This window comes from Nostoc sp. CALU 546 (assembly GCF_048836525.1).
Map to the genome: position 1 here is coordinate 27,310 of NZ_JAWJTF010000024.1, position 23,280 is coordinate 50,589.

General features: G+C 40.4%; 19 protein-coding genes and 3 pseudogenes. 10 read left to right on the plus strand and 12 right to left on the minus strand.

Going from position 1 to position 23,280, the window contains the following annotated elements:
• Positions 1–111: 111 nt before the first annotated feature.
• Positions 112–267 (plus strand): annotated as a pseudogene (locus tag RRG12_RS14510) (TRCF domain-containing protein); the annotation flags it as partial.
• A 25-nt stretch (positions 268–292) separates the two neighbouring features.
• On the opposite strand, the gene RRG12_RS14515 reads toward RRG12_RS14510, so the two are convergent.
• Positions 293–1,009, minus strand: a complete 717-nt coding sequence (locus RRG12_RS14515) for a hypothetical protein (RefSeq protein WP_420759777.1) — start codon at positions 1,007–1,009, stop codon at positions 293–295.
• Between the two features lie 138 nt (positions 1,010–1,147).
• On the opposite strand from RRG12_RS14515, the gene RRG12_RS14520 reads away from it, so the two are divergent.
• The 4 genes from RRG12_RS14520 (at position 1,148) to RRG12_RS14535 (ending at position 3,471) form a co-directional block, all read left to right on the plus strand.
• The gene (locus tag RRG12_RS14520; RefSeq protein WP_420759778.1) at positions 1,148–1,564 is read left to right on the plus strand and encodes a hypothetical protein; all 417 of its coding nucleotides are present in this window, start codon (positions 1,148–1,150) and stop codon (positions 1,562–1,564) included.
• Entirely contained in the window at positions 1,548–2,618 is a 1,071-nt protein-coding gene (locus RRG12_RS14525) for a pentapeptide repeat-containing protein (RefSeq protein WP_420759779.1), read from the plus strand. The genes RRG12_RS14520 and RRG12_RS14525 overlap by 17 nt, the downstream gene beginning before the upstream one ends.
• Positions 2,619–2,826: 208 nt before the next feature.
• Positions 2,827–3,051, plus strand: coding sequence for a hypothetical protein (locus RRG12_RS14530; protein WP_335105648.1), 225 nt, complete (start codon positions 2,827–2,829; stop codon positions 3,049–3,051).
• Complete coding sequence (locus tag RRG12_RS14535; RefSeq protein WP_420759780.1) at positions 3,052–3,471, plus strand: type II toxin-antitoxin system VapC family toxin; 420 nt, start codon at positions 3,052–3,054, stop codon at positions 3,469–3,471.
• Positions 3,472–4,061: 590 nt separating this feature from the next.
• Here the strand turns inward: RRG12_RS14535 and RRG12_RS14540 are convergent.
• On the minus strand, positions 4,062–4,433 hold the full coding sequence (locus tag RRG12_RS14540) for a hypothetical protein (protein ID WP_420759781.1): 372 nt from the start codon (positions 4,431–4,433) through the stop codon (positions 4,062–4,064).
• A 487-nt stretch (positions 4,434–4,920) separates the two neighbouring features.
• On the opposite strand from RRG12_RS14540, the gene RRG12_RS14545 reads away from it, so the two are divergent.
• Complete coding sequence (locus tag RRG12_RS14545) at positions 4,921–6,078, plus strand: extracellular solute-binding protein (RefSeq protein WP_420759782.1); 1,158 nt, start codon at positions 4,921–4,923, stop codon at positions 6,076–6,078.
• 107 nt (positions 6,079–6,185) lie between these two features.
• Here RRG12_RS14545 and RRG12_RS14550 read toward each other — a convergent pair whose 3' ends face one another.
• The 5 genes and pseudogenes from RRG12_RS14550 to RRG12_RS14570 form a co-directional block, all read right to left on the minus strand.
• Complete coding sequence (locus RRG12_RS14550; RefSeq protein ID WP_420759783.1) at positions 6,186–6,734, minus strand: hypothetical protein; 549 nt, start codon at positions 6,732–6,734, stop codon at positions 6,186–6,188.
• Between the two features lie 68 nt (positions 6,735–6,802).
• Positions 6,803–8,683: a CHAT domain-containing protein gene (locus RRG12_RS14555; protein ID WP_420759811.1), complete on the minus strand. Its 1,881-nt coding sequence runs from the start codon at positions 8,681–8,683 to the stop codon at positions 6,803–6,805.
• A 222-nt stretch (positions 8,684–8,905) separates the two neighbouring features.
• A pseudogene (locus RRG12_RS14560) lies at positions 8,906–10,894 on the minus strand (tetratricopeptide repeat protein); the annotation flags it as partial.
• A 446-nt stretch (positions 10,895–11,340) separates the two neighbouring features.
• Positions 11,341–11,586: a hypothetical protein gene (locus RRG12_RS14565; protein ID WP_420759784.1), complete on the minus strand. Its 246-nt coding sequence runs from the start codon at positions 11,584–11,586 to the stop codon at positions 11,341–11,343.
• Positions 11,586–11,849: a hypothetical protein gene (locus tag RRG12_RS14570; RefSeq protein ID WP_420759785.1), complete on the minus strand. Its 264-nt coding sequence runs from the start codon at positions 11,847–11,849 to the stop codon at positions 11,586–11,588. The genes RRG12_RS14565 and RRG12_RS14570 overlap by 1 nt, the downstream gene beginning before the upstream one ends.
• A gap of 407 nt (positions 11,850–12,256) precedes the next feature.
• Here RRG12_RS14570 and RRG12_RS14575 point away from each other — a divergent pair, with 407 nt between their 5' ends.
• Complete coding sequence (locus tag RRG12_RS14575; RefSeq protein WP_420759812.1) at positions 12,257–12,880, plus strand: Uma2 family endonuclease; 624 nt, start codon at positions 12,257–12,259, stop codon at positions 12,878–12,880.
• On the opposite strand, the gene RRG12_RS14580 is transcribed toward RRG12_RS14575, so the two are convergent.
• Positions 12,875–15,487 (minus strand): DUF3656 domain-containing U32 family peptidase, encoded by a 2,613-nt coding sequence (locus RRG12_RS14580; RefSeq protein ID WP_420759786.1) that lies wholly within the window; start codon positions 15,485–15,487, stop codon positions 12,875–12,877. The two genes, RRG12_RS14575 and RRG12_RS14580, sit on opposite strands and share 6 nt — an antisense overlap.
• A gap of 149 nt (positions 15,488–15,636) precedes the next feature.
• Here RRG12_RS14580 and RRG12_RS14585 point away from each other — a divergent pair, with 149 nt between their 5' ends.
• The gene (locus tag RRG12_RS14585; RefSeq protein ID WP_420759787.1) at positions 15,637–17,256 is read left to right on the plus strand and encodes a HEPN domain-containing protein; all 1,620 of its coding nucleotides are present in this window, start codon (positions 15,637–15,639) and stop codon (positions 17,254–17,256) included.
• A 37-nt stretch (positions 17,257–17,293) separates the two neighbouring features.
• Positions 17,294–17,524 (plus strand): annotated as a pseudogene (locus RRG12_RS14590) (type II toxin-antitoxin system HicB family antitoxin).
• A gap of 40 nt (positions 17,525–17,564) precedes the next feature.
• On the opposite strand, the gene RRG12_RS14595 reads toward RRG12_RS14590, so the two are convergent.
• From RRG12_RS14595 to RRG12_RS14610, 4 genes are all read right to left on the minus strand, one after another.
• On the minus strand, positions 17,565–18,182 hold the full coding sequence (locus RRG12_RS14595) for a Uma2 family endonuclease (protein ID WP_420759788.1): 618 nt from the start codon (positions 18,180–18,182) through the stop codon (positions 17,565–17,567).
• 164 nt (positions 18,183–18,346) lie between these two features.
• Positions 18,347–20,155, minus strand: coding sequence for an ABC transporter ATP-binding protein (locus RRG12_RS14600; RefSeq protein ID WP_420759813.1), 1,809 nt, complete (start codon positions 20,153–20,155; stop codon positions 18,347–18,349).
• 296 nt (positions 20,156–20,451) lie between these two features.
• Entirely contained in the window at positions 20,452–21,582 is a 1,131-nt protein-coding gene (locus RRG12_RS14605; RefSeq protein ID WP_420759789.1) for an aldo/keto reductase, read from the minus strand.
• A gap of 108 nt (positions 21,583–21,690) precedes the next feature.
• Positions 21,691–22,188: a bifunctional nuclease family protein gene (locus RRG12_RS14610; protein ID WP_069072850.1), complete on the minus strand. Its 498-nt coding sequence runs from the start codon at positions 22,186–22,188 to the stop codon at positions 21,691–21,693.
• A 340-nt stretch (positions 22,189–22,528) separates the two neighbouring features.
• Here RRG12_RS14610 and RRG12_RS14615 point away from each other — a divergent pair, with 340 nt between their 5' ends.
• Entirely contained in the window at positions 22,529–23,209 is a 681-nt protein-coding gene (locus RRG12_RS14615) for a riboflavin synthase (RefSeq protein ID WP_420759790.1), read from the plus strand.
• Positions 23,210–23,280: the final 71 nt, after the last annotated feature.

Below are 23,280 nucleotides of genomic sequence, written 5' to 3' on the forward strand. Positions count from 1 at the left end.
TTTTACGAACAGGTGAAACGTTAGTCGAAATCAGCAAAGACTAGCAATTGTACTGCCACATAAGTTAACAGCCACCCAACACTGCGACGTTTTGATTAAAATGCAAAATGCGATCGCTATGGTAGTTTACCAGTGTCGGCAAATCAACTTTTGCGAGTCATGGAACTCAAACAGTTAGCGAAAAAACTCGGATTTAGCCGAATAAAACCAGAAAACAAGCAGCACGTCGTTTTAGAAACGCCAATCGAGGAACCCACTTGGAATCTGTGACCACAACATAAAATGGCGTTCTTTAAACTTTAGTTTGGTAGGAAATGAGGTTATCATCCTCATCTGAGGTGATAATAAATAGTTCTACGCCTTCGAGAGGTTTAGGAGCAATGGGATATCGATTTTTAGTTTTGTACTGTTTTGATCCAATTTCGTTTGTATAAAATTCTCCTATCCAAGTGTCTACGCATGTAGCAAAATTAATTATTTCATCGTTATATTGGTTTTTGTTTTTATTAGACAATCTCTTAAAAAAAGTTTTAGATATATTGTCGCTAACTTGAGCAAATGCAAGATGAGTTTCCTTTTCAGGTTCTATTATCACTGCATATAATGCATCTAATATTCTTGATGCTTGCTCTCTAGCCCGAATGTATGTAGGATGCATTTGCGGATGATATGGTTTATCTCGTTTCGGACGGTAACAGAACACTTCAAACCCTGAACAAACTATTTTAGGCTCATTGTTTTCAAGATGTAGCTTGTTTAACATCTCCTTCAATCGTGAATCTTTTAAGGTGATCAACTCAGCATAGGTTGCCTCAGTCTCGAAATCGACTTTATGGATGCGAACCATCATGATAGGCTGACACTGCCAAAGGATAAGCCCTACTTCGTCACTTCTGACTATTTCACCAACAAAGAGGCAAAGGCTCTTGAGAAATCCTTCTGTGGTATTAGTGCCTAGTACTTTGCTAAAAGCCCATTTAATATCAGTTACTTTAATTGTTTTATTCACAGCTAATGGTTCCCCTAAGCCAAATATTGTTAATGTTCTATTAACAATAATATATTTTAGGCTAACAATACCGAAAATTTTATGTGCTAAAAATTAGTAAGTAGTGGCTAAAATAAAGAAGAACTTTTAGTTTTGTCCATGTCTTCTCCACAGACTCCATCTAGTTCTTCTTCATCCAAGATACAACTGACACCACGCGAAAAGGCAGAGAAAGTTCTAGCAGCAGTCTTAGCTCCTATTGATGTCTTTGGCAAAGCTTTGATGGGCGACCTATGGAAAACTTTTTACGAATCCGTACAGGATGCGATCGCACTCAGTCTGTTACTCCAAATTCCGAGCTTAATTGGAGCATTGATTTTGGGTAAAGAGTTCTCAGGGTTTGATGCATGTATGCGAGAAAGCCCATTTGGAGTTAACCGCTATGCCTGTTTCATTATTGTTATTTCCGACTTTTGCCTTTGGATTGTTCTAGCAGGTAGGATAATAAGCCGCTTTCTGTCAGACCTTAACCAACTTCTTGCAAAGAAGGGAGGTAAACGTGCCGGCAACCCCTAATTTATCAATAGTTACAAAACTTCAAGTCAACCTGAAATCATTAGTCAAGCAGGTGACATTAGTTTTTCTAGGTTTTGTAATCTTGCTGCTAGTAACCGGAGGTCGTCTACCTTCCTCTTGGTTAGCTATGTACATTTTTATTGGAGTTCTTTTTGTTGCCTCGGATGAATACAGACGAAATTTTCACTATTCACAAGCAAGTGAACAACTTTTTGAGTTAACTCAAGAAGAATCAAATCAGCATTCACAACCTTTAATAACTAAAGATTTTCAATTGGCAATACTCCAGCGCAGTATCCATGAATGGAATGCTTGGAGACAACAAACACCAATAGAGATCCAGTTAAGTAAAGTAAATCTCCGTGGAGCTAACTTATCTGAGGCTAATCTCTCTGGGGCTGACTTTCGCGGAGCCAACCTTCGCGGTGCGAATCTTGGGATGGCTGACCTTCAAGATGCTGACTTTCGAGATGCCCACCTTAGTAGAGCCAACTTTCAGGGAGCTAATCTGAGCGAAGCCAACTTCAGCAGAGCTAATCTGAGCGAAGCCAATTTTAGCAGAGCCAACCTGAACGAAGCCAACTTCAGCAGAGCGCATCTAGGCGGAGCAGATTTTAGTGAAGCGGATATCAATGAAGCCAACTTCAGCAGAGGACATCTCAGTGAGGTCAACTTTAGTAGATCCCATCTTAATGAATCAAATTTTATTGGGGCTGACCTCAGTGGAGCTGACTTCACAGGAGCTAATTTCAGCGAAGCTAACTTTCTTGGGGCTGACCTCAGCGGAGCTAACCTCTATAAGGCGAACCTTAGCGGAGCTAAACTTTACAGGGCTGATCTCTGTGGGAGCAATCTTTTAAATACCATCCTGAGCTATGCAAACCTTGTTGGAGCTAACCTTAGTGAGGCTGACTTCACCAATACTGTTGTAGAAAGCACTATCTTTGGAGAAAACCGTGGCTTAACAGAAGAAGATAAATCTAATCTACTTGCCCGTGGAGCTATTTTTCAGAACTCTCCTGACTCAGATGTTCCGGCTTCGATGAGAAGTTAATATCAACCTCCACCGCATTATTGCTGGTCGCACCCTAACAACCCCAACAGATTATAAGCAGAGATAATTTATAGTATGACTTTCGTAACGATTAACAGCTATGACTGAGCTACTTGAACAAGCGATCGCTAAACTAAAAAACTTGCCTGCCAATGAACAAGATGCGATCATAGCAATAGTTGTGAAATATCTCGAAGATAAGTAAGTTATGTCAACAATATCGGGAAAATTAGAAGAACGAGTAGCGATTCTAGAGGCAGAAGTTGCACGCCTCAAAAGTAAATTAGAGGTTGTTTCCTCCCCGACAATACCTTGGTGGGAAAAGATTGCTGGAACATTTACTGATAACTCAGCTTATGATGAAGCTATGCAACTAGGGCGCGAATATCGTGAATCCCTGCGCTCAAATTCCGTAGAACCACACGATATATAAATGTACGTTTTTGATACCGATCATCTCAGCGTTTTGGAACGTAGAGGAGCAGGGGCACAACGTCTTCTCATGCAGTTGACAAATGTCAATCCGAATGAGGTTGCAGCAACAATCATTAGCTACGAAGAGCAAATGCGAGGGTGGTTGAGTTATATAAAAAAAGCTAAAACTGTTGAGGCACAAGTTGCAGCCTACAAACAGTTAAATAGGCAACTAACCAATTACTGTGCTATCCCAATTCTAGAATTTGATGAACAAGCAGCTCAAGAATTCCAACGTCTAAAAAAGGCGTATCCAAGACTTGGCACAATGGATTTGAAAATTGCTGCGATTGCCCTAGTAAATCAAGCCATTTTATTGACTCGTAATTCCTCTGATTTTGGACAAATTTTGGGTTTACGCACAGAAGACTGGATATAAAACCGATCGCTTTAGCTATAGTTTGGATAGAATCATTGTGCAGTAAATAGTTTATCCTTTTTTATTATATTTGTACCCTCTGAATGCTTACTTTTAAATAGTCACAATTGGGAGAAAACAAGTATAGTTGCTAGCATATTTCCACAAACTAGCTCAACAAGTTTATGAAAATCAGAGCAATCATTCATCCAGCAGAAGAAGGCGGCTATTGGGCATAAGTTCCCGCGCTTCCCGGTTGTATTACCGAAGGAGACACCATAGAAGAAGTGATGGCTATTGGTATCTTTAGGTTTATTTCAGGTACACCCATTAGGTTAGTTCAACCTTAATGTCTTTGCTTTTATTGTAAAACTGTCTCAAATAGAGGCAAGCAATAAGACGCTCAACTGAACCGTATTGGCTTATAGATAGATATATCACACTATTACGTAGATATATGTAATAGTGTGTTTAACTTGTTTATCAATTTGATGGCTGAATTAGTTGTTTATACTTAATATATTCCTACAAAGCCATCACTCGACATTGAGCCTAAAGGCTTGTCTTTCCTAACTCTAGACATTTTTTCATTTGTCAAACTCAGGTTAAATTCAATGAATTCTCTCTCTAAGTAATTGTTCTTCTAAAGCAGCAATACGATTGTATGCCGCTGTTAATTGCGCTGTCAGTCGTTGTATTTGAATTTCTGGTGTTATGTTATCTCCAGCTTGACGATGCATGTCTAGATAAATGCCATCTGTCAATACATCCTTGTGTTCCATTTCTGGATTTAAACTGATACGTCCTTTGAACTGGTAGCCCCCAATCGAGCCATTTTCCTGATAATTATCCTTTGCTTGTGTATTCGCTAAAGAACACTCTGAGAAAGCTTGAGTAACTTTAACATCAAGTTGCTCAATCACTTGGCAGAGGGCATCCAGTTTTTCGCTTAAAGTCAGGATCTGCTGCTGTAATGGCTCCATTTAATACCCTGTATCCGTACATTTTCTCTATGTTATTCAATTTACTCCCAACCTTAACAATACTTATGGATTATTTAAGTATTGATAATTTTTGGCGGAAATTCTAAATATAAGTAAAGTTTGACCATGAGTACCACTAAGGAAATTTATGGAGAAAAATTAATCTTTAGGTAGTGATTTGCTGACAAACTTGTTACGTTGAGTAAAATATTCAAATTTATACGTATTACCAATAAAAAATACTGGTAATTTTCCAACTCTACTTTTCAGCTAATCAGCCTCTGGTAAATCTCTGCTTAATCAGGACTTACGCAAACAATAGCCAAAAAAGAATGATTTTCAGGTAGGGGCAATTCATGTAGACACAAAGCGGCTACTCTGACGAGAACATTTTCAGTAAACTCGCAGGTATTGCCCCAGAGCGCTTATAGTTTTGCGTCACTCCTATTAATATTAGGTATAATCAAAAATTTTAAATCCAAAATCAATGGATCGACGGTATTTTTTGTTAAGTACAAGTACGCTGGCTCTTTCACAACTACTTTTTGGCTGTGGTGGAAACAAGCAGACACAACTAAAAGTGCAGTTATTAAAAGGTTCTATACCTGGTCAGGTGGTGAATCAGTTCCAAAATGGTTTGCAGCAACAGGTGCAGCTAAAGTTTTCTCCAGTTGAGCAGTTACAGGATTTATTTCAGCAATTACAAAATTGGCAGCAGAAACCGAAAAGTACTGATGAGCAAGGATGGAGTCGCTTTATACCCTTTAGGCAAGGTCAAAAACCAGCTGAGGCAGACCTAGTGACATTGGGAGATTACTGGCTAAAAGCAGCTATTGAGCAGAAATTGATTCAACCACTCCAAGAAGTAGGGGGAAACCAATTAAAACAGTGGTCTGCTTTAGATGAAAGGTGGAAGAAATTAGTAACGCGCAACGACCAAGGTAACTTGGATACTCAAGGAAAAGTGTGGGGTGCGCCTTACCGCTGGGGTAGCACGGTGATTGTTTATAACCGTGACAAGTTCCGAAATTTGGGATGGACACCCAAAGATTGGAGTGATTTGTGGCGAGATGAAATGCAACAGCACATTTCTCTACTTAATCAACCACGAGAAGTTATTGGTCTGGCCTTAAAGAAGCTAGGAAAATCCTATAATACAGAGAATCTTGACCAAGTACCAGACTTGGAAAAAGAATTACAGACATTAAATCAACAGGTGAAATTCTACAGTTCCAATCACTATTTGGAACCCCTAATTATGGGAGACACTTGGCTAGCGGTTGGTTGGTCAAGCGATGTACTGCCAGTTTTGGGACGTTATCCGCAACTCGGCGCAGTTATCCCCCAGTCAGGAACAGCAATGTGGGCAGATTTGTGGGTACGTCCGGCAGGTATTACTAAGGATACTTTATCAGATCAATGGATTGATTTTTGTTGGCAACCAAGTACAGCTAAACAAATTTCGGTGCTGACCAAAAGTAATTCACCAATTTCTACAAATATTGCCGCTTCCGATATCCAAGAACCATTATTGAGCATCTTACAGAGCGATCGCAACATTTTCAATAAAAGCGAATTTTTACTTCCCTTACCCCCATCAGCAATAAAACAATACGAGTCTTTATTCGCAAAAATTAAGGTTTAATTAGGAATTGGGAATTGGGCATGGAGCATTGGGCATTGGGCATGGTTATTCTCCTTGTCCGTTTCATCTCTCCCAATCACCAGTCCCCAGTCCCCAGTCCCCAGTCCCTATAAAGAACGCTGTAACCCTATCTTGTTCTTAAGATTTGTTTGGATACTGCATAAAGCTGGACTTGTCCTAAAGTTACAGGTGTAGGTTGCCAAGGGTTCTTTTTGATAGTTAAATACCCTGACGTTATAACCAAAGTTCCGTGCAGCGCTACCCAAGCGATTTACGAAGTCGTAGCGCTCCACATACTCTAGTAAGCTCCAAATTTGCTGATTCACGATCAAGTCTACTCGTGCAGGTTCTTTGTTAGAAGCTGGATATGCTATCCAATTATCCAATAGCTTTTTCTCAGAGTTTTGTTGTGCCCACCATAAGCTAGGAACGGTTAACTGTACTGGGTTAATGGTGTTAGCTGTAATTATATAGTCTTTTGGCTTGGTTAATAAATCTAGTTCCAGAGGCGCACTAGAAGGTGACGGTATTGAGGAAGTTTGCGCTAGTGAGGGCGGGACTAATAAAGCTGAGAGGGTAATGGTTAGTAGTAATGAAAACGATATCTGGCGATCGCTACGCCCGCCGCAGGCATCGCACAATTTAGGTATATGCATAGCTGATACTAATTCGTAATTCGTAATTCGTAATTCGTAATTAAGGCAATAGTAAAAATTCGCACAAGTTAAAGTTTAATGGCAACGATGCGAATTCTTCGATAGTCTGCTGTCCAAGTTCCCTGTTGATACAACGTTGGCTTGAGATATTCCTCTACGACGCGAATTACTTGTATTTGTTGCTCATCAGAAAGTGCTGCTAAAAAACTGCTGGCGAACATCTGAATCCAGTTTGCCATACCTGCTTCTCCTTCTGCTAAAGGAGTTGGACGAGCAAATAGAGTGCTATAGATGACATCAAAGCCTTGCTGTTCTAATAGAGTGGCGTATTCACCAATACTAGGGAAATACCAAGGATTTAGGGCTTGTGCGGGAATATTAATTGCTTCTAAGGCGTTAGATAAAGCTGTAGCGATCGCTTGCACATTTCCCTTACCACCAAATTCTGCGACAAAACGCCCTCCTGGTTTTAGTGCTTGATGGATGGAAGCGATCGCGCTATCTGCTTCTTTTACCCATTCATCGTTCACCTTCCACAGAGACACGGTGACTCTAGCTGCACCTGCATACATAAAACCTCTTGTCAAGCCCACCAGCCCTTCACCTTGGACATCATTGCCTAGTCCACTTTCACAGGCACTCAGCACAATTAACTCTGCGGGTAAGTCGAGGTTGAAAATATCGTTGAGTCGCAGGAAGCTTCTGGTTTGGGGTTTACCTTGTTTATCTACCAGAGACAGCACGATACCTGATAAAGCTGGGTTTACTGTGTTGAAAATCCCGTGAGTTGCAAATAGCAGATAGCGATATTGACGTAACTGTTTGCTGGTTGCAAAGTTGTAGTTAGCATCTAACCCAAAAGCGGAAAGCTTGTTATTAGGAGAATTCACCAGATCGAGAATTGCTTCTCCCTCAGCTTGCGTATTTGGTAGTGGTTCTAAAACCTCATTGGTGTTTCTTAAAGTTTCTACAGCTGAACGGTCGAGGTTGTTTTCCACAGATGAGGGTTTATCATTTTTCAACCGTGTATCATCAGCACTAAATACAGGATTTGCGAGGACAGCTAGGGTTTTGGGTGCTTTGTCGCGTATTTTGAGTTTTTTTCTGTGAGTTGCGAGGCTAGATATTGAAGGAAGATTGACAATTTCATGGTTCACAACCAAGGGTTGATATTTGTTGCTAGTTGGTGATTTTCTGGGTTCATTTAAAGCTGCGAATGATACTTCATGTAGAATTCCATCTGCAACGATGACTAAACGTTTGTTTCCTAACTTCCCTGCTACATCATTAAGGATAAGTTGACTGAGTGCGTCTGCGGTTTTCTCTGTCTCTGCAATAGCATCGGCGATATCTACTGGGGTTGGGTTATCAATTAGTGGCTCCTTGACAAAAATGTTAAATTTATTTGCAGCTTTGGCTATTTCTTCTTGTCCAGGAAGTTCGTAACTTTCTAGAGGAGAATTAGGAGTAACTACCCATAGATAGCTGCGTTCTTTACCCAAGGAATATTGCAACATAATGGTATTTTTATCTAGTTGCTGTTGAATTCCTGGTAATTGCAGGATGTCTTTAGGGTTAGTTAATTCTGCATGTTCTGGTTTTGTGGCGCGGATTTTAGCGGTTAGTTTTTGTGATTCTTGGATAATATTGGTGATTTCTTGGTTGATTTTGTTGATGAGTTCAGTAGATGAGCCTTTTTGACTTAATAAGTCTGATAAACGCGTTTCCTGCAATTTTAGTTTATTCTGCAAACGACGTTCTTCTGCTAATAGTTGCGGGTCAACATCTTTACGGAGATTGACGTTACCTGCTTTTAAAAGTTCTACCAAACTTCTAGCGCGGGCGCGTTCGCTGATGTGGAGTGCAACAGCATCGCATCTATCTTTTATTTTGAGTTTTTGGATGTTGAATTCGCATACTTTTGTGGGGTCTTTTTCGTGCAGTTGCATCAACAAGTCGATGTAGAATTTGTAGTAATTCTGCACTGTCGCGAAGTATGAGGTACGCAGTTCATCGCTTTGGACGTTACCGCGTATGCTTTCAACAATGTTGATTGTAGTTTGGATGTTAGAAAGTGCGGCTTCGAGATTGTCGAGATTGTGTTGGTTAATGGCGATTTGGTAAAGTGCCTGTGCTTCTCCTGTGCGATCTTTTAAATCTTGTCGCAGCTTTAACTCTTCATTCAGCGCATCTATCGCCTGCTGATACTGTTTTGATAAGGCGTAAGTGACACTAATATTGTTGAGAGTTTGAGCTTCTAATCTACGAACTCCCAATTGGCGGTACTGCGATAAAGTCTTTTGGTGATTAGTTAATGCTTGTTTATAATCACCTTTTGTCCGATTAATAATACCAATCAAGCTGAGAGCGCCAGCTTCTAAATATTTATTTTCAAGTTTTTGTGACAAAGATAATATAGTTTCAGCATTTTTTAAGGCATTGGGAAAATCCTTCCGTAACTCGTAAATTCTTGCTAAACCCATAAGTCCCGTGATTTCAAATTGATAATTATTTTGTTCTCGTGACAATGACAAGACTTGATTGTGATATTTAATAGCTTCGGGATAGTCTTCCTTTGTCATATACAAGTTACCAATTAAAGGAAGAAGGATAAGCTCAAATGGCTTATCTGGTATTTGTCTATATATATGTAGTGCCTGTTTGTAATTTTTAATACTTAAGTTATAGTCACCTAATAGCTCGTAAAGAGATGCCATATTGCTAAGAGTACGAGCTTCTAGATTTTTATTATTTGTTGAACGTGCAATATCTAATGCTTCATTATAAATTTCTAAAGCCTGCTGATAATCTCCCTGTGATTTATGGATGTCAGATTTTTCGTTAAGAGTTACGGCATATCTTTCTATGTCTCCAGTAACATTCTTATCAAGATCGAGTGCTTCCTTTACAAATTCTAATGCTTTGTGATTATCACCAATATAATTCTTATATATGCTGATAATACGTTGAATACCCAGGGACTTTAAAGCTGTATTACCTCCTTTTTTAAAGAGAATGATTGCTTGTTTATGATGTTCTATTGCTCCTTGATAATCTCCTTGTGATGTGTAAATATCAGCAATGGTTTGAATGGTTAAACCTTCCGCCATTAATAAATCTTGTGTCTGTTGAATTTTTCTGGCTTTATTTAAATAATCAAGAGCCTCTTTATGTTTACCTAATTGATGATGCAGAGAGCCAATATTTCTCAATGTTTCTGCTTGTGCTGGCAATAAATCTTGCCTTTTCTGCTGAATCTCTAGAGCTTGCTCATAGTATATTAAAGCGGTTTTAGGTTCGCCCATTTGCGAATAGCTGAAGCCAATCTGATTCAAAACTGTGGCTTGTTGTGGCAAATCCTTTAATGTATCACGGTAAATTCGTAACGCTTGATTTAGCGATTCAAGAGTCTGGGGTATCTCACCTAATCCAGTGTGTGTGCTAGCTATAGATATCAACACTAAAGCTACAGCATCAATTTTTTTTTCTGCCCGAAAAATTGACTCCGCTTGGTTCAAAAGAGTTAGGGCTTCTCGCGCTTTACCAGTCCTAGTGTAAGCTTGAGCAATAAGTGTTAATGCAGATGCTTCAAGTACAGGAAGTTTGAACTCACGGGAAATATTTAGAAGTTGGTTGAAATACTTGAGTGCTTCTAAATTTTCTGAGGAAATAGAATAAATTACACCAATTTCTAGGTTTATTTCAGCTTCTTCTGTACGCAATCCTAATTCTTGGACAATTTTCAACGCTTGTTGATATTTCTTTATCGCCTGCTCATATCCTTCTCTAGTCGCCTTTTTCTTTGATTCCTGCGCTTCTTCAACTAGCTTTACACCCTGTTGGTATAACTTTTGTTGCTCTGTATTCAAAGGAATTGATGGGGTAGGCGCTGATTGCTGTGCAAGATATATTTCTCTTTGATTCTGATAGCTTTTCAGTAAAAATCGCTTATCTACAGCTTCTAAATCTAGGAAATTATCTCGATATTTATCTAATAAAATTTCTGGCAATGTCTTTGGGGAATAGTTCTGTAAATCACCAACCTTTGCACCCACCGCATCAGACAGCAAAATCACACCCAGCAATCCAATTAAACTGTAACGAGAAACACGAGAAAATGAGCAGCAAAAATTGCGCTGAAACTTAGCGTTTTTGTTCATGCTGAAGCCTTGATAACCTATTAGTTACTTGGTTTTAGATGTTTATGGCTGAATTATTTAACAGTTACTTAGTTATCAATTTTGTTCTTTGGGTTCAAGTCCCCAACAAAGAAAGTGGAACGCTTTGGTAGTGGGTTTAAATCCCCTGCCATACGGCTGATAACTGTTCAATGTTCAATGGTTTTAGGAATCTCTTTCTGATTCCAAGGTTGAGTTTATAACGTTCATTCACCTGAATTGACGTTGTTACCAAAATAGATACAAAATTTTGTAAAATCTTCCTGATTACTCGTTTTAGCTTTATCTAGCGAGGTTTTATGTCGATTTAGATCCTCGACTTTTTCAAGAAGTCGGGGAGCTGAGGTCAAGTGATTCAACTCCAAACTGAATTTTCCAACAAATAGGTACTAAATGGGTTGACAGTACCTATTTAATAGGTACAGTACCTATTTCTTGCGCCAACGCGCATCTGGGCCTCGCCCCAAACATTCCAGCCGCCCGGAGGTACGCTCCTGACGTAGGATGCGGCGAATTAGGTCAATTCCCACCGTGGGACATCGTTCCTGTAAATCCTTGATAGAAAAATCGTAAGCGATATTGCCAATAGCATCTAGCACCATAGCTGTTTTAGCACCCTTGACCGAACTGACTAACCCAACTCGCTGCTCGAACTCCCGGTACGCCGACAGCACTACCACACCCAGAAAATACTCCCACCACGGCAACAAGCTATGCTGTCCTTGATGCGTTCCAGGGGCGCTGTGATGCCTTCTATACGGTTGGAAGACTCGGTGCTTTGAATAATCGCGGCTTGACGTAGTGTCTCCAAAACTTGGGGCGACTGTTCTTTGAATAACTCCTGCTTGCCTTTGTACTCACCAATAAGCCGGACGGTACGCAGTAGATTTTGAGTAATTGGCTGGCGTTCGATAAAGCCTGGTTCAAACGACTGCATCGACAGTTCCTATCAACTTAACTTCACCATATTCTCATTGCCTCGTCATTTGAGTGCTAGGTATAAATAGAGAATAAATGATTAACGGCTGTTTCTGTCCAAAAAACTTTCACGGTTGCAATCCAGATTTTGCACGTACTACTTCAACAGAAACAACTCTTCCCGGTTCACTATCACTTAATCCCGCTTCTATTGCTTGTCTTACATAGATTTCATACATTAAATCATCCCATGTAAAATTTTCTGGCAATTTGTCAATTAGTCATCGTGCTTCTTCTTTGATATTTTTTATTTCCATGACATTCATTGACTACAATCACGCCTATCTGATTATCATAGCGATTCTCCTCAGTGATGTGATACCAAGTAATTTGCTAAACTCTGAATCATCATCAGGAGTAAGTGTGATGTTTCAAGCCTTACCAAAAACGATCGCTTTTGAAGAATTCCTCAATTGGAAGCCAGATGGCGGATGCTATGAACTACACGATGGGGTAATTGTTGAAATGCATCCACTAGGAGATCATGAAGAGATTAATGGTTTTTTAGCTGGCGAAGTAACTTTAGAGTTCAAACGATTAAAACTCTCCTACCTTATACCCAAGCAAGCACTAGTTAAGATTCCCGATAAAGAATCAGGTTATTCGCCTGATGTGATAGTCATAAATCAAAAGAATCTTTCAGCAGAACCGATGTGGAAAAAGTCTTCAACGGTTACTCAAGCTGCATCGGTTCCCTTAGTTATTGAAGTCGTCAGCACTAATTGGAGGGATGATTATGCATCCAAACTGGTTGACTACGAAACTTTTGGCGTTCCTGAATACTGGATTGTTGACTATTTAGCTTTGGGCGGTAGAAGGTATATAGGTAATCCCAAACAACCGACTGTTTCCGTTTACTATTTGGTGGATGGTGAATATCAAGTTAATCTGTTTCGAGGAAATGATCGCATCATATCCCCTACATTCCCAGAATTAAACTTGACCGCCGAACAGATTTTTCAAGCTGGGCGTTCAGAAAATCAATTATGACCGCAATGCAGACACTCCCATAGGGCCACGAGTTACGCCTAATTGATTTTGCAACTTCAACTCTCGCCATAGTTGGGAACCTGTAATCTCACCTCGCAATAATTGACTATAACAATGTATTGTTTTACTCACTTGCTCTGGCGTTTCATTCACAAACTCGATACGAAAGTGACGTAATTCCAGTTCTATAAGACGCTGTACGTACTCGGCTCCCGTTTGAGCAGTGCCGTTAAATACAGTATTGCGGCAACCTACATCTGCTTTGAGAACGTGTTCGCTACCTACACGGTCTTTTAATTTCACTTCCTGCTTATCACAAGGTCGTCCACAGTTTGTATAGTCAGTACCCGTTGATAAAAAGGCACAAAATACACAATGTTCCATGTGGAACATGGGCATGTGTTGATGGATTGTCACCTCAAACCACTGGGGTGGACAACTGTTAAGTATGTCTTGCAGTTGGGTAATATTCAGGTCATAGGATGCCGTCAGCCGTTCTAAACCAAAGCGTTGCTGAAAGTAGTCTGCTGTTAAGGGATTAGCAACGTTGAGTGAAAAATCTCCAATGCAACGGTCTGCTGCAAAGAATTGCAATTGGTCATAGTTTCGTACCAGATAACCATCAGCCTTACAGGCACGTACCTGCTGCAAAATCCAATTTTCCCCCGGTTTAGTAATTCGGGGTGGTGCAACCCAGATTGTGGGAAGTGGGGATTCTTGCCTGTGTTTCTCTACTAGCTGCACCGCTTCTCGGTAGGCACGGGGGTCTTCAAATTCACAGTACAGTGTTTCAACACCAGCTTTGAGGGCGGCTTGGAGTTGTTTGAGGTTTCGTACTAGGACAATGAGTGAGGGAGATGTAGCTTTAGCTTCCCGCAGGGTGGGGGATAGGGGAGATGAGGAGGGAAGTAGGTCTTGGAAGGAGACATCAGAATGTAATTGCCAGCGTTTGGGTTGACTTCGCAATTCTTCCAACTGCGTCACGATTTCCCGCCGCATCCGGTTCAACTCACTTACGGGTAGCATAAAAGTACGACTGAGGTGGTTAGTTAGCGTTCCCAAACAGAAAGGGGTGTTACCGAGACGACCAAATTGTTCTTGTAAACGGTCTGTATCTAGGGGTTTGGTGTGCGCTTCAACTAGTGAAATTGCGGACTCTACCTGTACAATATTACCAAGTTGATCACGAGCGATCGCAATCAACGCCTGACCAACTTCTCCATAAACCTCCAAGTCAATCGGACGCTGAAATTGGGGATTCTCGCCAGCGAAACTCTGACGTAGTTGCTTATCTAATTCTGGATCACTGGTTTTCCAAATGCGATCGCCTATATGCACTCGACGCAGATTCAAGTCATTTCGACCAAAGGACAGCATGGTTTCATTACCTTTGGATACCACAGCATAAACCCGGCCACCTTCTTCCTTCGCCTCTGGATGACCACAGTCAAACACAATTCCATCCCCTGGTTTTACAGGCGCTTCCAATTTGACTGTTACCTGTTCGTTGTGAATGCGGCTGACTTCACCTAAATAAACCCCACGTTTTTTACCAAACCGGGCGTGAACTAGTTCCTGATTATTAATCCCGCCAAACCAACCCGTGTAGAGTCCGCGAGAAAATGCCATCTCTAGGTTGTAGTGTTCTTGATCTGTCTGACCTCTCCCCCAACCCCTCTCCGAAACGGAGAGGGGAGTTTTTATTCCCCCTTCCCTTGTAGGGAAGGGGGTTAGGGGGTTAGGTCTTTCCAATTCCTCCATCACCCGATCCAAAGCTTGCCGATAAACACGGGTGACATTGGCAACATATTCTGGAGCTTTCAAACGACCTTCAATCTTGAGACAAGTTACTCCTGATTTCACCAAATCTGGCAAAACATCCAACCCTGCTAGGTCTTGAGGACTGAGTAAATATTTGCGTTCTTTTAAATTTACAACTTGCCCATCAGCGATTAAATCGTAGGGCATCCGACAAGCTTGGGCACATTCACCTCGATTGGCAGAACGTCCGCCTAAAGCCTCACTAGTCAAACACTGACCGGAATACGCCACACACAAAGCACCGTGAACAAAGACTTCCAAAGGCAGCGAAGTTTCCTGTAGGGCAATCTGCTGCTGAATTTTATTGATTTCCTGAAGAGAACATTCACGCGCCAGCACCACTAATTGACAGCCGAGAGACTTGGCAAATTCCACCCCAGCGGCACTGGTGATGGTCATTTGGGTGGAAGCATGGATGGGAAAATCAGGCGACAGGTGACGGATGAGACGGCATATACCAATATCTTGGACAATCACCGCATCCACACCTGCTGCAATAATTGTGCGGAGATATTGCTGTGCTTCTGCTAGTTCTTTGGGAAATATTAGTGTATTGACAGTGACATAACCTTTTACGCCGCGCTGATGCAGAAATGTCATCAATTGAGGTAAGTCCGCCTCAGTAAAATTTTCTGCCCGCATTCTGGCGTTGAAGCGATCCAAACCGAAATAAATCGCATCTGCCCCATTTTCCACAGCAGCTTTAGCACATTCCCAGTTACCTGCTGGCGCGAGTAGTTCGGGACGTTGAAGGGAGAGTTGGGAAGGGGAGCGATCGCTTTTCATTAGACTTAGGGTTAAGTAGCACCATAGTGATTTTATCTAAGTTGGTGGGGAAATGAGGGAAGGGTGCGATCGCGCTTTTTGCACTACCATAAATCTATGTTGTTATAATAAACACAAGTATTTATTTAAGTGTTGAAGAGAGAAAGAGAATGAAAGGTTTTGAAGAAGATGGTGTTTGGTTTCTTCCAGATGCTCAAGATAGAGAAATATTTGGTCGTCTTACATTCTCTCCTGACAAACCACCAAAATTATATTTATTTGGTCAACTCCAAGACATCTTGGAACGCTTACAAGAAATTGATGTTGAAGGTAAGATTCAAACTGACATTAAATTTCCTATCATACATGGTTATCTTGTCACCGGCGAACAAGTAACGCTCTGTGAGTCTTTTCAGCCTTTCAATTTCAAGACAGGAATACCAACAAGTGAAATTTATCCAAGCTATATATTACGTGGTCATCACTTCAAATCATTTGATGACATTACTTTGCATGGTATTTCAGTCAAATATACGTTTTTAGAGGATTGGGTAGATATATCTAATTTTAAAATCGAATACAAAATGAATCCAGATAATACTCAAGTTCAAGAATTAAAAGTTAAGCAGGAAATTCTAGAGCCTATTGAACTTGGAAAATTATCAAATTTTTCGATCTTTATACGTGGACAACAGCCTAATGTGCAAAATATAGAATTAATAAAGTTTTTTGGAAAGAAGTTTAAGGAAGTTAATCTAAAAATAAATAATTCAATAGTTATTCGTTCTGATGAAAAAAGAAGTCTAAAAGATTTTATATATGTAATAAATCTTATTCAAGATTTATTAATTTTTGCATCAGGACAGATGATATACCCTTATGAAATAAGAACAAGTATTATAACTATTGAAAAAGAAAAAATAATTCCTGAAGACATAAGGATGTCTATAATATTAGGTTTAATACAACCTGAAAAAGTAGCTAAGAGTAGCTTAGGTTTTGAACTTCACCAATTTGGTGATGAAATTAAGGCTATTGAAGAAGAAAAAGAGAAATTAATTCCTATTGATATTTATTACCAAGTTTCAGAAAGTAAAATAGAAGAAAATGAATTAGATAGAAGAAAAGTGTTATTTTATTTTGATGATATCAAAGATATGTCATCTGAAATTTTAGAATACTGGGAATTAAATAGAGTAAAGATAGAACCAATTCTTGATTTGTACCTGCGTCTAACATACATACCTAGACGACATATTAATGATTTTTTCTTAAGTATGGCTCAGGCAATAGAAGCCTTTCATAGAACTTCTCACGATGGAATATATATAGATGAGAAAACTTATAAAAATGTTGTTATTCCAGCTTTAAGTGATAGCATTCCTTCAAAGTTGAGTGACTATAGTCTACCAGAATTTCCAATTTTTCAAGAAATGATTGCTAACTTTATAAAATCAATGAAGAAAAAGTTAACCTATCTGAATGAATATTCTTTGAAAGAAAGATTAGAAGATTTAATAAATGTGTATCAGGAATGTATACCAGATAGATTTTTTCAAACTGAAGATGAAAAAAATTCATTTAGCAAACAAGTCAGAGATACAAGAGGTAGTTTAACTCATTTGTCATCTAATTCAGATAATAAACAATCGGATTCCAGATATGTTGTTAAAGGTCAGGAACTTTTTAATTTAAGTAAAAAATTGAAAATTTTACTGGAAATATGCTTAGTTAAGCAGCTAGGATTTGAGGATTCAAAAATTAAATCTATTTTTACTAGAAAGCTCTAGCTGTAATTTGTTTTTTGAAGCAATACTGAGAGGAAGAATGAACGATCGCTACAGTATGGTAATTCAATGGTCAGATGAAGACAATTGCTACTTAGTACACTTACCGGAATTCCCTTGGCAGCAATTTCACACTCATGGTAAGACTTATTAAGAAGCCGCTAAACATGGACATGAAGTGATTGAATCTCTAATTGAATGGTATGGAGAACAAGGAAAACCTCTTCCAGAGGCAATTACTTTTCCTCAGAAACCGTTAAAAGTAGCTTAAATCTTTTTAAGATGCTCTGTACAAGTAGGGTGAACGCACCTTACCCCAATCCTTCAACATCAGTACTTTCCGCTTCCGACTCAACAGGCTCAAACTTCACCTTATTATATAAATCTTGTAAGGAAATCTCAAAGGGTACGGTTACAAGTGCGATCGCTTCATCTTCTTCATCATATTCACGAAGCGCCCATTGCTTTTTCCCAGTTTTAGAAAATTGATCTACATGAATCTTAGTTTGGTCAATTAACAGATATTCTTGGAAAGTGGAAATAGTTCGGTAAGCCTGAAATTTATCTTCGCGATCATAGTTTTTAGTAGATTTAGACAAAACCTCAACAATAACTTGGGGATTTGTAATAATATCTGTACGGTTGTTGAAAAATTCTGGTTCACCCGCTATTACTGTCACATCTGGATACGTGTAGATACGCTTTTGGTGTATCCACAGACGCATATCGCTATTAAACACTTCGTATTCTTGTTGTCTGAACGCGAAGTTTAATACAGCATAGAAATTACCAGCTATCCGATTATGATTTACTGATCCACCTGCCATAGGAATTATTTGCCCGTCAATGTATTCACTCTTGTAGTCAGCAGCTTCTTCTAGCTCTAAATATTCTTCTGGAGTATAGTATCGCTGTTTTGTTATTTGCATAATTTATCAGGTAGCAATGTTTAACGATACGGAGTGTCTAGTGACCCATGTTTACTAAACAGTTTAACGTGGTTAGATAGAGATGTTATGTGCTTTCTACACAGTGAGCGTAGGCGCAGCCCACCGTAGGCATCGCTATCTAAATCCACACAATAGCTCACATCCTATTGATAACCGGCTGCTTGTAACAGAAACAACTTGGCATAACGTCCTCCTAGCTGTAACAACTCTTCGTGAGTTCCCTGTTCTATAACTTCCCCGTTTTCTATAACCACGATTTTGTCAGCCATTCTTACCGTTGAGAAGCGATGGGAAATCAAAAGTACCATCTGATTTTGAGTAATAGCGCGAAAATGATTGAAAATCTCAAACTCAGCTTGGGCATCTATTGCTGATGTTGGTTCATCTAAAACCAAGATATCTGCTTGCGATCGCATAAATGCACGAGACAAGGCAATTTTCTGCCACTGTCCCCCAGAAAGTTCCTGTCCTCCCTTAAACCAACGACCAAGTTGAGTCTGGAAGCTTTGGGGTAATTGGTCAATAAAAGATTGCGCCATGCCTTTTTCAGCAGCAGTTTTCCACTGAGTTTTGTTTTCGAGATGTTCTACATCGCCCACACCAATATTCTCACCCACAGTAAATTGATAGCGGACAAAGTTCTGAAAAATTACCCCAATCCGACGCCGCAGCACATCCACATCCCATTCCTGCAAGTCCAAGCCATCTAAGAAAATTCGCCCAGAGTCTGGCGTGTATAGTCGGGTAAGTAGTTTAATTAAGGTTGTCTTACCAGAACCGTTTTCACCGACAATTGCCAGTTTCTCTCTGGGTTTCAAATGCAGCGAAATGTTTGTCAACGCTGGCTTGGAACTTCCTGGATAAGTAAAAGATACGTTCTCAAAACGGATACCATCTTGAGGATTTAAACCAATGGTTGCTTTACCCCAAGACTTTGGTACTTTCTCTTCCAGAAAATCGTAGAGATTTGATAGATATAGGTTGTCTTCATACATCCCTCCAATAGAAGTGAGGGCATTGGAAAAAGTAGACTGTCCTTGGCGAAACACAGTCAGATACATTGTCATATCTCCCAAGGAAATCTTACCTTGCACTGTTTCCAGTACAATCCAAGCATAAGCTAGGTAAAAAGCACCAGTACTAACTAAACTCAGCAGATACCCCCAAAACCCTCGCCGCAGAGTCAAATCGCGGTCTTCACCATAAAGTTGATGAAACAGGTTACGATAACGCCCTAGCAACATCTCCCCCAACTGGTAGAGTTTGACTTCTGTGACAAAATCTTCTCTTGCTAGCAGATTTTCTAAGTAGTGCTGTTGACGAGTTTCTGCTGCACGCCAACTAAATAAGCGAAAGCCTTCCCCAGCAAATTTCGTTTCGGCAATAAATACAGGTATGGCAGCCAAAACCAGTACCACCACCGCCCAAACTGAGAAATTTACTAGCAAAATACCGTAGGTGAACAGAGAAAGGGCATTTTGCACCAGCCCAAAGGTGCGGTTTACTAAAGAAAGGGGACGAACCGATGCTTCTCGTCGGGCATTGGTCAATTTGTCATAAAATTCTGAGTCTTCAAACTGTCTCAAATCCAGTGTCAGCGCCTTTTCTAAAATGAGTACATTCACTCGCTGACCCATTAGCGCCCGTAATAACGACTGACAAATGATGATTCCTCGCTGACTGCCTGCTAGTAGAATTACAGCGATCGCTTCCAATCCTACATAAAATAGAGACGGATAAATATTGACAAAACCATTGCTGTCTGAGTTAACTTGAGATGCAAATACCACTGCATCAACGATTAACTTGCTTATGTAAGATATCGCCGCCGGTAAAAGACCAGCCACTAAAGTTAAACTCGCCAGAAAAATAGTCAGTGATCGGCTAGTAGTCCATACCAAGCTGACAGCCCGTCCACTGTACCGGAAAACCGTTAGTGATTGACGTAGGATATTTCTTTTTTTTTAATTTTCATCTTTACTTTCCGCGAGATGCCCCAGGTGCAGCGGATCTTCCTAACTCTATTTAATCTTTATAAATTTTACCAAGAAAGAACTCAGAATTCGGGAGCCAGAATAACGAGTGTGTGACTGGGTGGTGACCAAAACAATTGTCAATTCGCAATGGGCTAACGCCCCGCTCCGCTAACGCAATTCGCAATTAAAGACAAGAAATCACTTAATTGTTGAATTGTTAATTAACGGGTCTCAAGCCCAACTGAGGTAAAACCTCCTGCCTCCTGCCTCCTTCAACCCCACAATCTCCTACCTGCTTTCCCACTTAATTTTTGGTGAGTATCTGACAATAAGGCTGGAATATCTAAATTTTCTGGACAACGAGGCAAACAGTCACCGCATTCTGTACAGCGATCGCCTTTCATTCCAGGAAACCAATGACCAGCATTTTCAAACATTCCGTAACGATATTGCCCGTAATCTTTCATGTCGTATGCCACTGCGAGATTTCGTAATCGCAATATCTCTGGAATATTGATATTTTCTGGACAGGGTAAACAAGCATAACACTGGCTACAATTATCAGTTTCTAAAGCAAGTTTTTGTTGATTTTCTAAACGCCAGAAAGCAGAAATTTCTGCTGATGTTAACTCTCCATCATGGTCAGCAACTTGCAAAGGTTCCCTTAATTCTTCTGGGTTTGCTGGCCCTACACTCAAAGTAGTAATACGGTGATCAGCAAGTAAAAATCGATAATTAAGTTCTAAGGGTGAATACGGCTGACACAGGTCTTTTAAGATTTGGGGTGGCGTATACAGGCGTCCTCCCTTGTCAGCAGGGGAAATAATGAAAATGCCCATATCCTTTTCGGCAGCTAGTTGAATCGCTGCTGCGTGCCGTTGAAAAAAATAGTAATAATGCAGATTGACAAATTCAAATAAATCTGTATTAATTGCTGCCTGAATTACTTCTAGTGGCCCGTGGGTAGAAAAACCAACGTGTCGCACTCGACCATCAGCAACAGCCTCTTCCACGGCTTGCATACAGCCATTTTTGGCTTGCACCCACTCTAAATGTTGCCAAGTGTTCAAACCATGAACGCCTAAGCAATCTAAATAATCTAGCTGTAATCGTTCTAGGGATTCGTCGATGCACCGACGCATGGTGTCAACATCTGCTGTGGGTGAAATTTTGGTAGTGATGTGAAACTTCGTTCGGGGTACTGACAACCCAGCTTTTAGCGCCCTACCAAGATACTCCTCGCTTTTGCCGTAACCTCTGGCGGTTTCTAGATGATTAATTCCTAGCGCTAAGGCTTGTTCGATGGTTTGGTGAGCATTATCAAAATCAGCCGAGTAGCGCATTGTTCCCAGAGAAAAAACCGAGAGGCGCAGATTCGTTTTCCCAAAGCGTCGGTATTGCATTTTTAACAAAGAGTTAGGAGCCGATTCAATTTTAGATTTTAGATTTTAGATTTTAGATTTTAGATTTTTCTTTGAATCTAAAATCCAAAATTCAAAATCTAAAATTGTCTAGCTGTCGCCATTACCAAAGCGCTTAATCAAATCTTCGGGGCGGAGATTGGAAATAAATTCACGGAAGGCTTGCTGTTCGGCTTCATCTGCATCACGGTCAACAGGGATAGAAGCATCGGCAATCACTTCTTCCATTACCCAGATGGGGGTATTTGTACGGAGGGCAATGGCGATCGCATCGCTAGGACGCGCGTCAATTTCCTTTTTGACTTCGCCTTGCTGGACAATTAAAGCTGCATAAAATGTATCCTTTTGCAGGGAATGAATAATTACCTTTTCTAGAGTCATGTTCCAAGCCTCTAGAATATTCACAATCAGGTCGTGGGTTAAGGGTCTGGGAGGCTTCTGATTCTCCAGTGCGCCCATAATTGCCCTAGCCTGTTCCTGACCGATGTAAATTGGCAAAGCCCGCCGATCTGAAGAATCTTTCAAAAGGACGATCGGGCTGCGGGTTATGGCATCTAATGCTATGCCAGCGACTTTCATTTCAATCATTGGCTAGGCCTCTACAATGCTTTGAGAACCTTTGATGCTGTGTAACAAATAGTACCCATTTTTGGGCGGTTTGACGACAGTAATAAACATAAGCATTCGTTCTCTATAATTGCTTCTATTAAACTCCGAACTTGTGGTGAAAACCAGAGTAAGTCAAATTGGTCTTCTTAGACAATAACCTTCTTACCCAAGTATGCCTTGTGAAGGATGCTAATGTGTTAATATTCCTATACGAAAAAAAGTCAGAAAATATACTTGGATGTTCGAGATTTATGTGACAATTACCAATTTATTTCAGCCAAATTTAGGCAATAAATAGAGATAGTTTGACAAAAAAGCCGTGTTTACAGGATTAATCCAAGCATTAGGAAAGATGGAACCCTTAGGGGGCGATTCTTGGCAAATTACTTGTGTCAGCCAATCGTGTGAAGTAATTATGCAAGATTTGGCTTATGGTGACAGTGTTGCAGTAGATGGTGTTTGCCTGACAGTGGAAAAAGTTTTAAAAGACGGGTTTATCGCCACCGCTTCACCAGAAACTCTCCGCCGCACGACTTTGGGAGGCGAGCAAACGCAACAGAGATATGTCAATTTAGAAGCGTCGCTAAGGGTGGGCGGCAAAGTTGGCGGTCATTTTGTGATGGGTCATGTAGACGGCATCGGTCGATTGCTAGTGGCAGAACAAACGGCTAGTTCTTGGGAAATGAGCTTTATTGCATCTGATGCGATCGCACGTTACATTGTCTCCAAAGGTAGCATTGCCGTCAATGGCATCAGCCTCACAGTATCGGCTTATGAGCCAGAACTATCCCAATTCAAAGTGGCGGTAATTCCCCTCACTTATGCCGAGACAAATCTTCGCTACTTGGTTCCGGGGAGTTTGGTGAATCTAGAAGGGGATATTCTGGGCAAATACGTCGAAAAATTCCTTTATTCTGGCAACCCAAACACCAGAGCTACTGATGAAACTAGTATAGATAGCATTACACCCGCATTCTTAGCAGAACACGGGTATTTGTAATTGGGCATGGGGCATTGGGCATTGGGCATTGGGCATGGAGCATTAGTTATTCTTCCCCTGCTCCCCCTGCT

Bases quoted from the DNA above. Each gene is read 5' to 3' on its own strand.
- RRG12_RS14520 (WP_420759778.1), top strand. From the start codon at position 1,148: ATGTCTTCTCCACAGACTCCATCTAGTTCTTCTTCATCCAAGATACAA.
- RRG12_RS14530 (WP_335105648.1), top strand. From the start codon at position 2,827: ATGTCAACAATATCGGGAAAATTAGAAGAACGAGTAGCGATTCTAGAG.
- RRG12_RS14535 (WP_420759780.1), top strand. From the start codon at position 3,052: ATGTACGTTTTTGATACCGATCATCTCAGCGTTTTGGAACGTAGAGGA.
- RRG12_RS14540 (WP_420759781.1), bottom strand. From the start codon at position 4,433: ATGGAGCCATTACAGCAGCAGATCCTGACTTTAAGCGAAAAACTGGAT.
- RRG12_RS14545 (WP_420759782.1), top strand. From the start codon at position 4,921: ATGGATCGACGGTATTTTTTGTTAAGTACAAGTACGCTGGCTCTTTCA.
- RRG12_RS14550 (WP_420759783.1), bottom strand. From the start codon at position 6,734: ATGCATATACCTAAATTGTGCGATGCCTGCGGCGGGCGTAGCGATCGC.
- RRG12_RS14555 (WP_420759811.1), bottom strand. From the start codon at position 8,683: ATGCAACTGCACGAAAAAGACCCCACAAAAGTATGCGAATTCAACATC.
- RRG12_RS14570 (WP_420759785.1), bottom strand. From the start codon at position 11,849: ATGCAGTCGTTTGAACCAGGCTTTATCGAACGCCAGCCAATTACTCAA.
- RRG12_RS14575 (WP_420759812.1), top strand. From the start codon at position 12,257: ATGTTTCAAGCCTTACCAAAAACGATCGCTTTTGAAGAATTCCTCAAT.
- RRG12_RS14580 (WP_420759786.1), bottom strand. From the start codon at position 15,487: ATGAAAAGCGATCGCTCCCCTTCCCAACTCTCCCTTCAACGTCCCGAA.
- RRG12_RS14585 (WP_420759787.1), top strand. From the start codon at position 15,637: ATGAAAGGTTTTGAAGAAGATGGTGTTTGGTTTCTTCCAGATGCTCAA.
- RRG12_RS14595 (WP_420759788.1), bottom strand. From the start codon at position 18,182: ATGCAAATAACAAAACAGCGATACTATACTCCAGAAGAATATTTAGAG.
- RRG12_RS14605 (WP_420759789.1), bottom strand. From the start codon at position 21,582: ATGCAATACCGACGCTTTGGGAAAACGAATCTGCGCCTCTCGGTTTTT.
- RRG12_RS14610 (WP_069072850.1), bottom strand. From the start codon at position 22,188: ATGATTGAAATGAAAGTCGCTGGCATAGCATTAGATGCCATAACCCGC.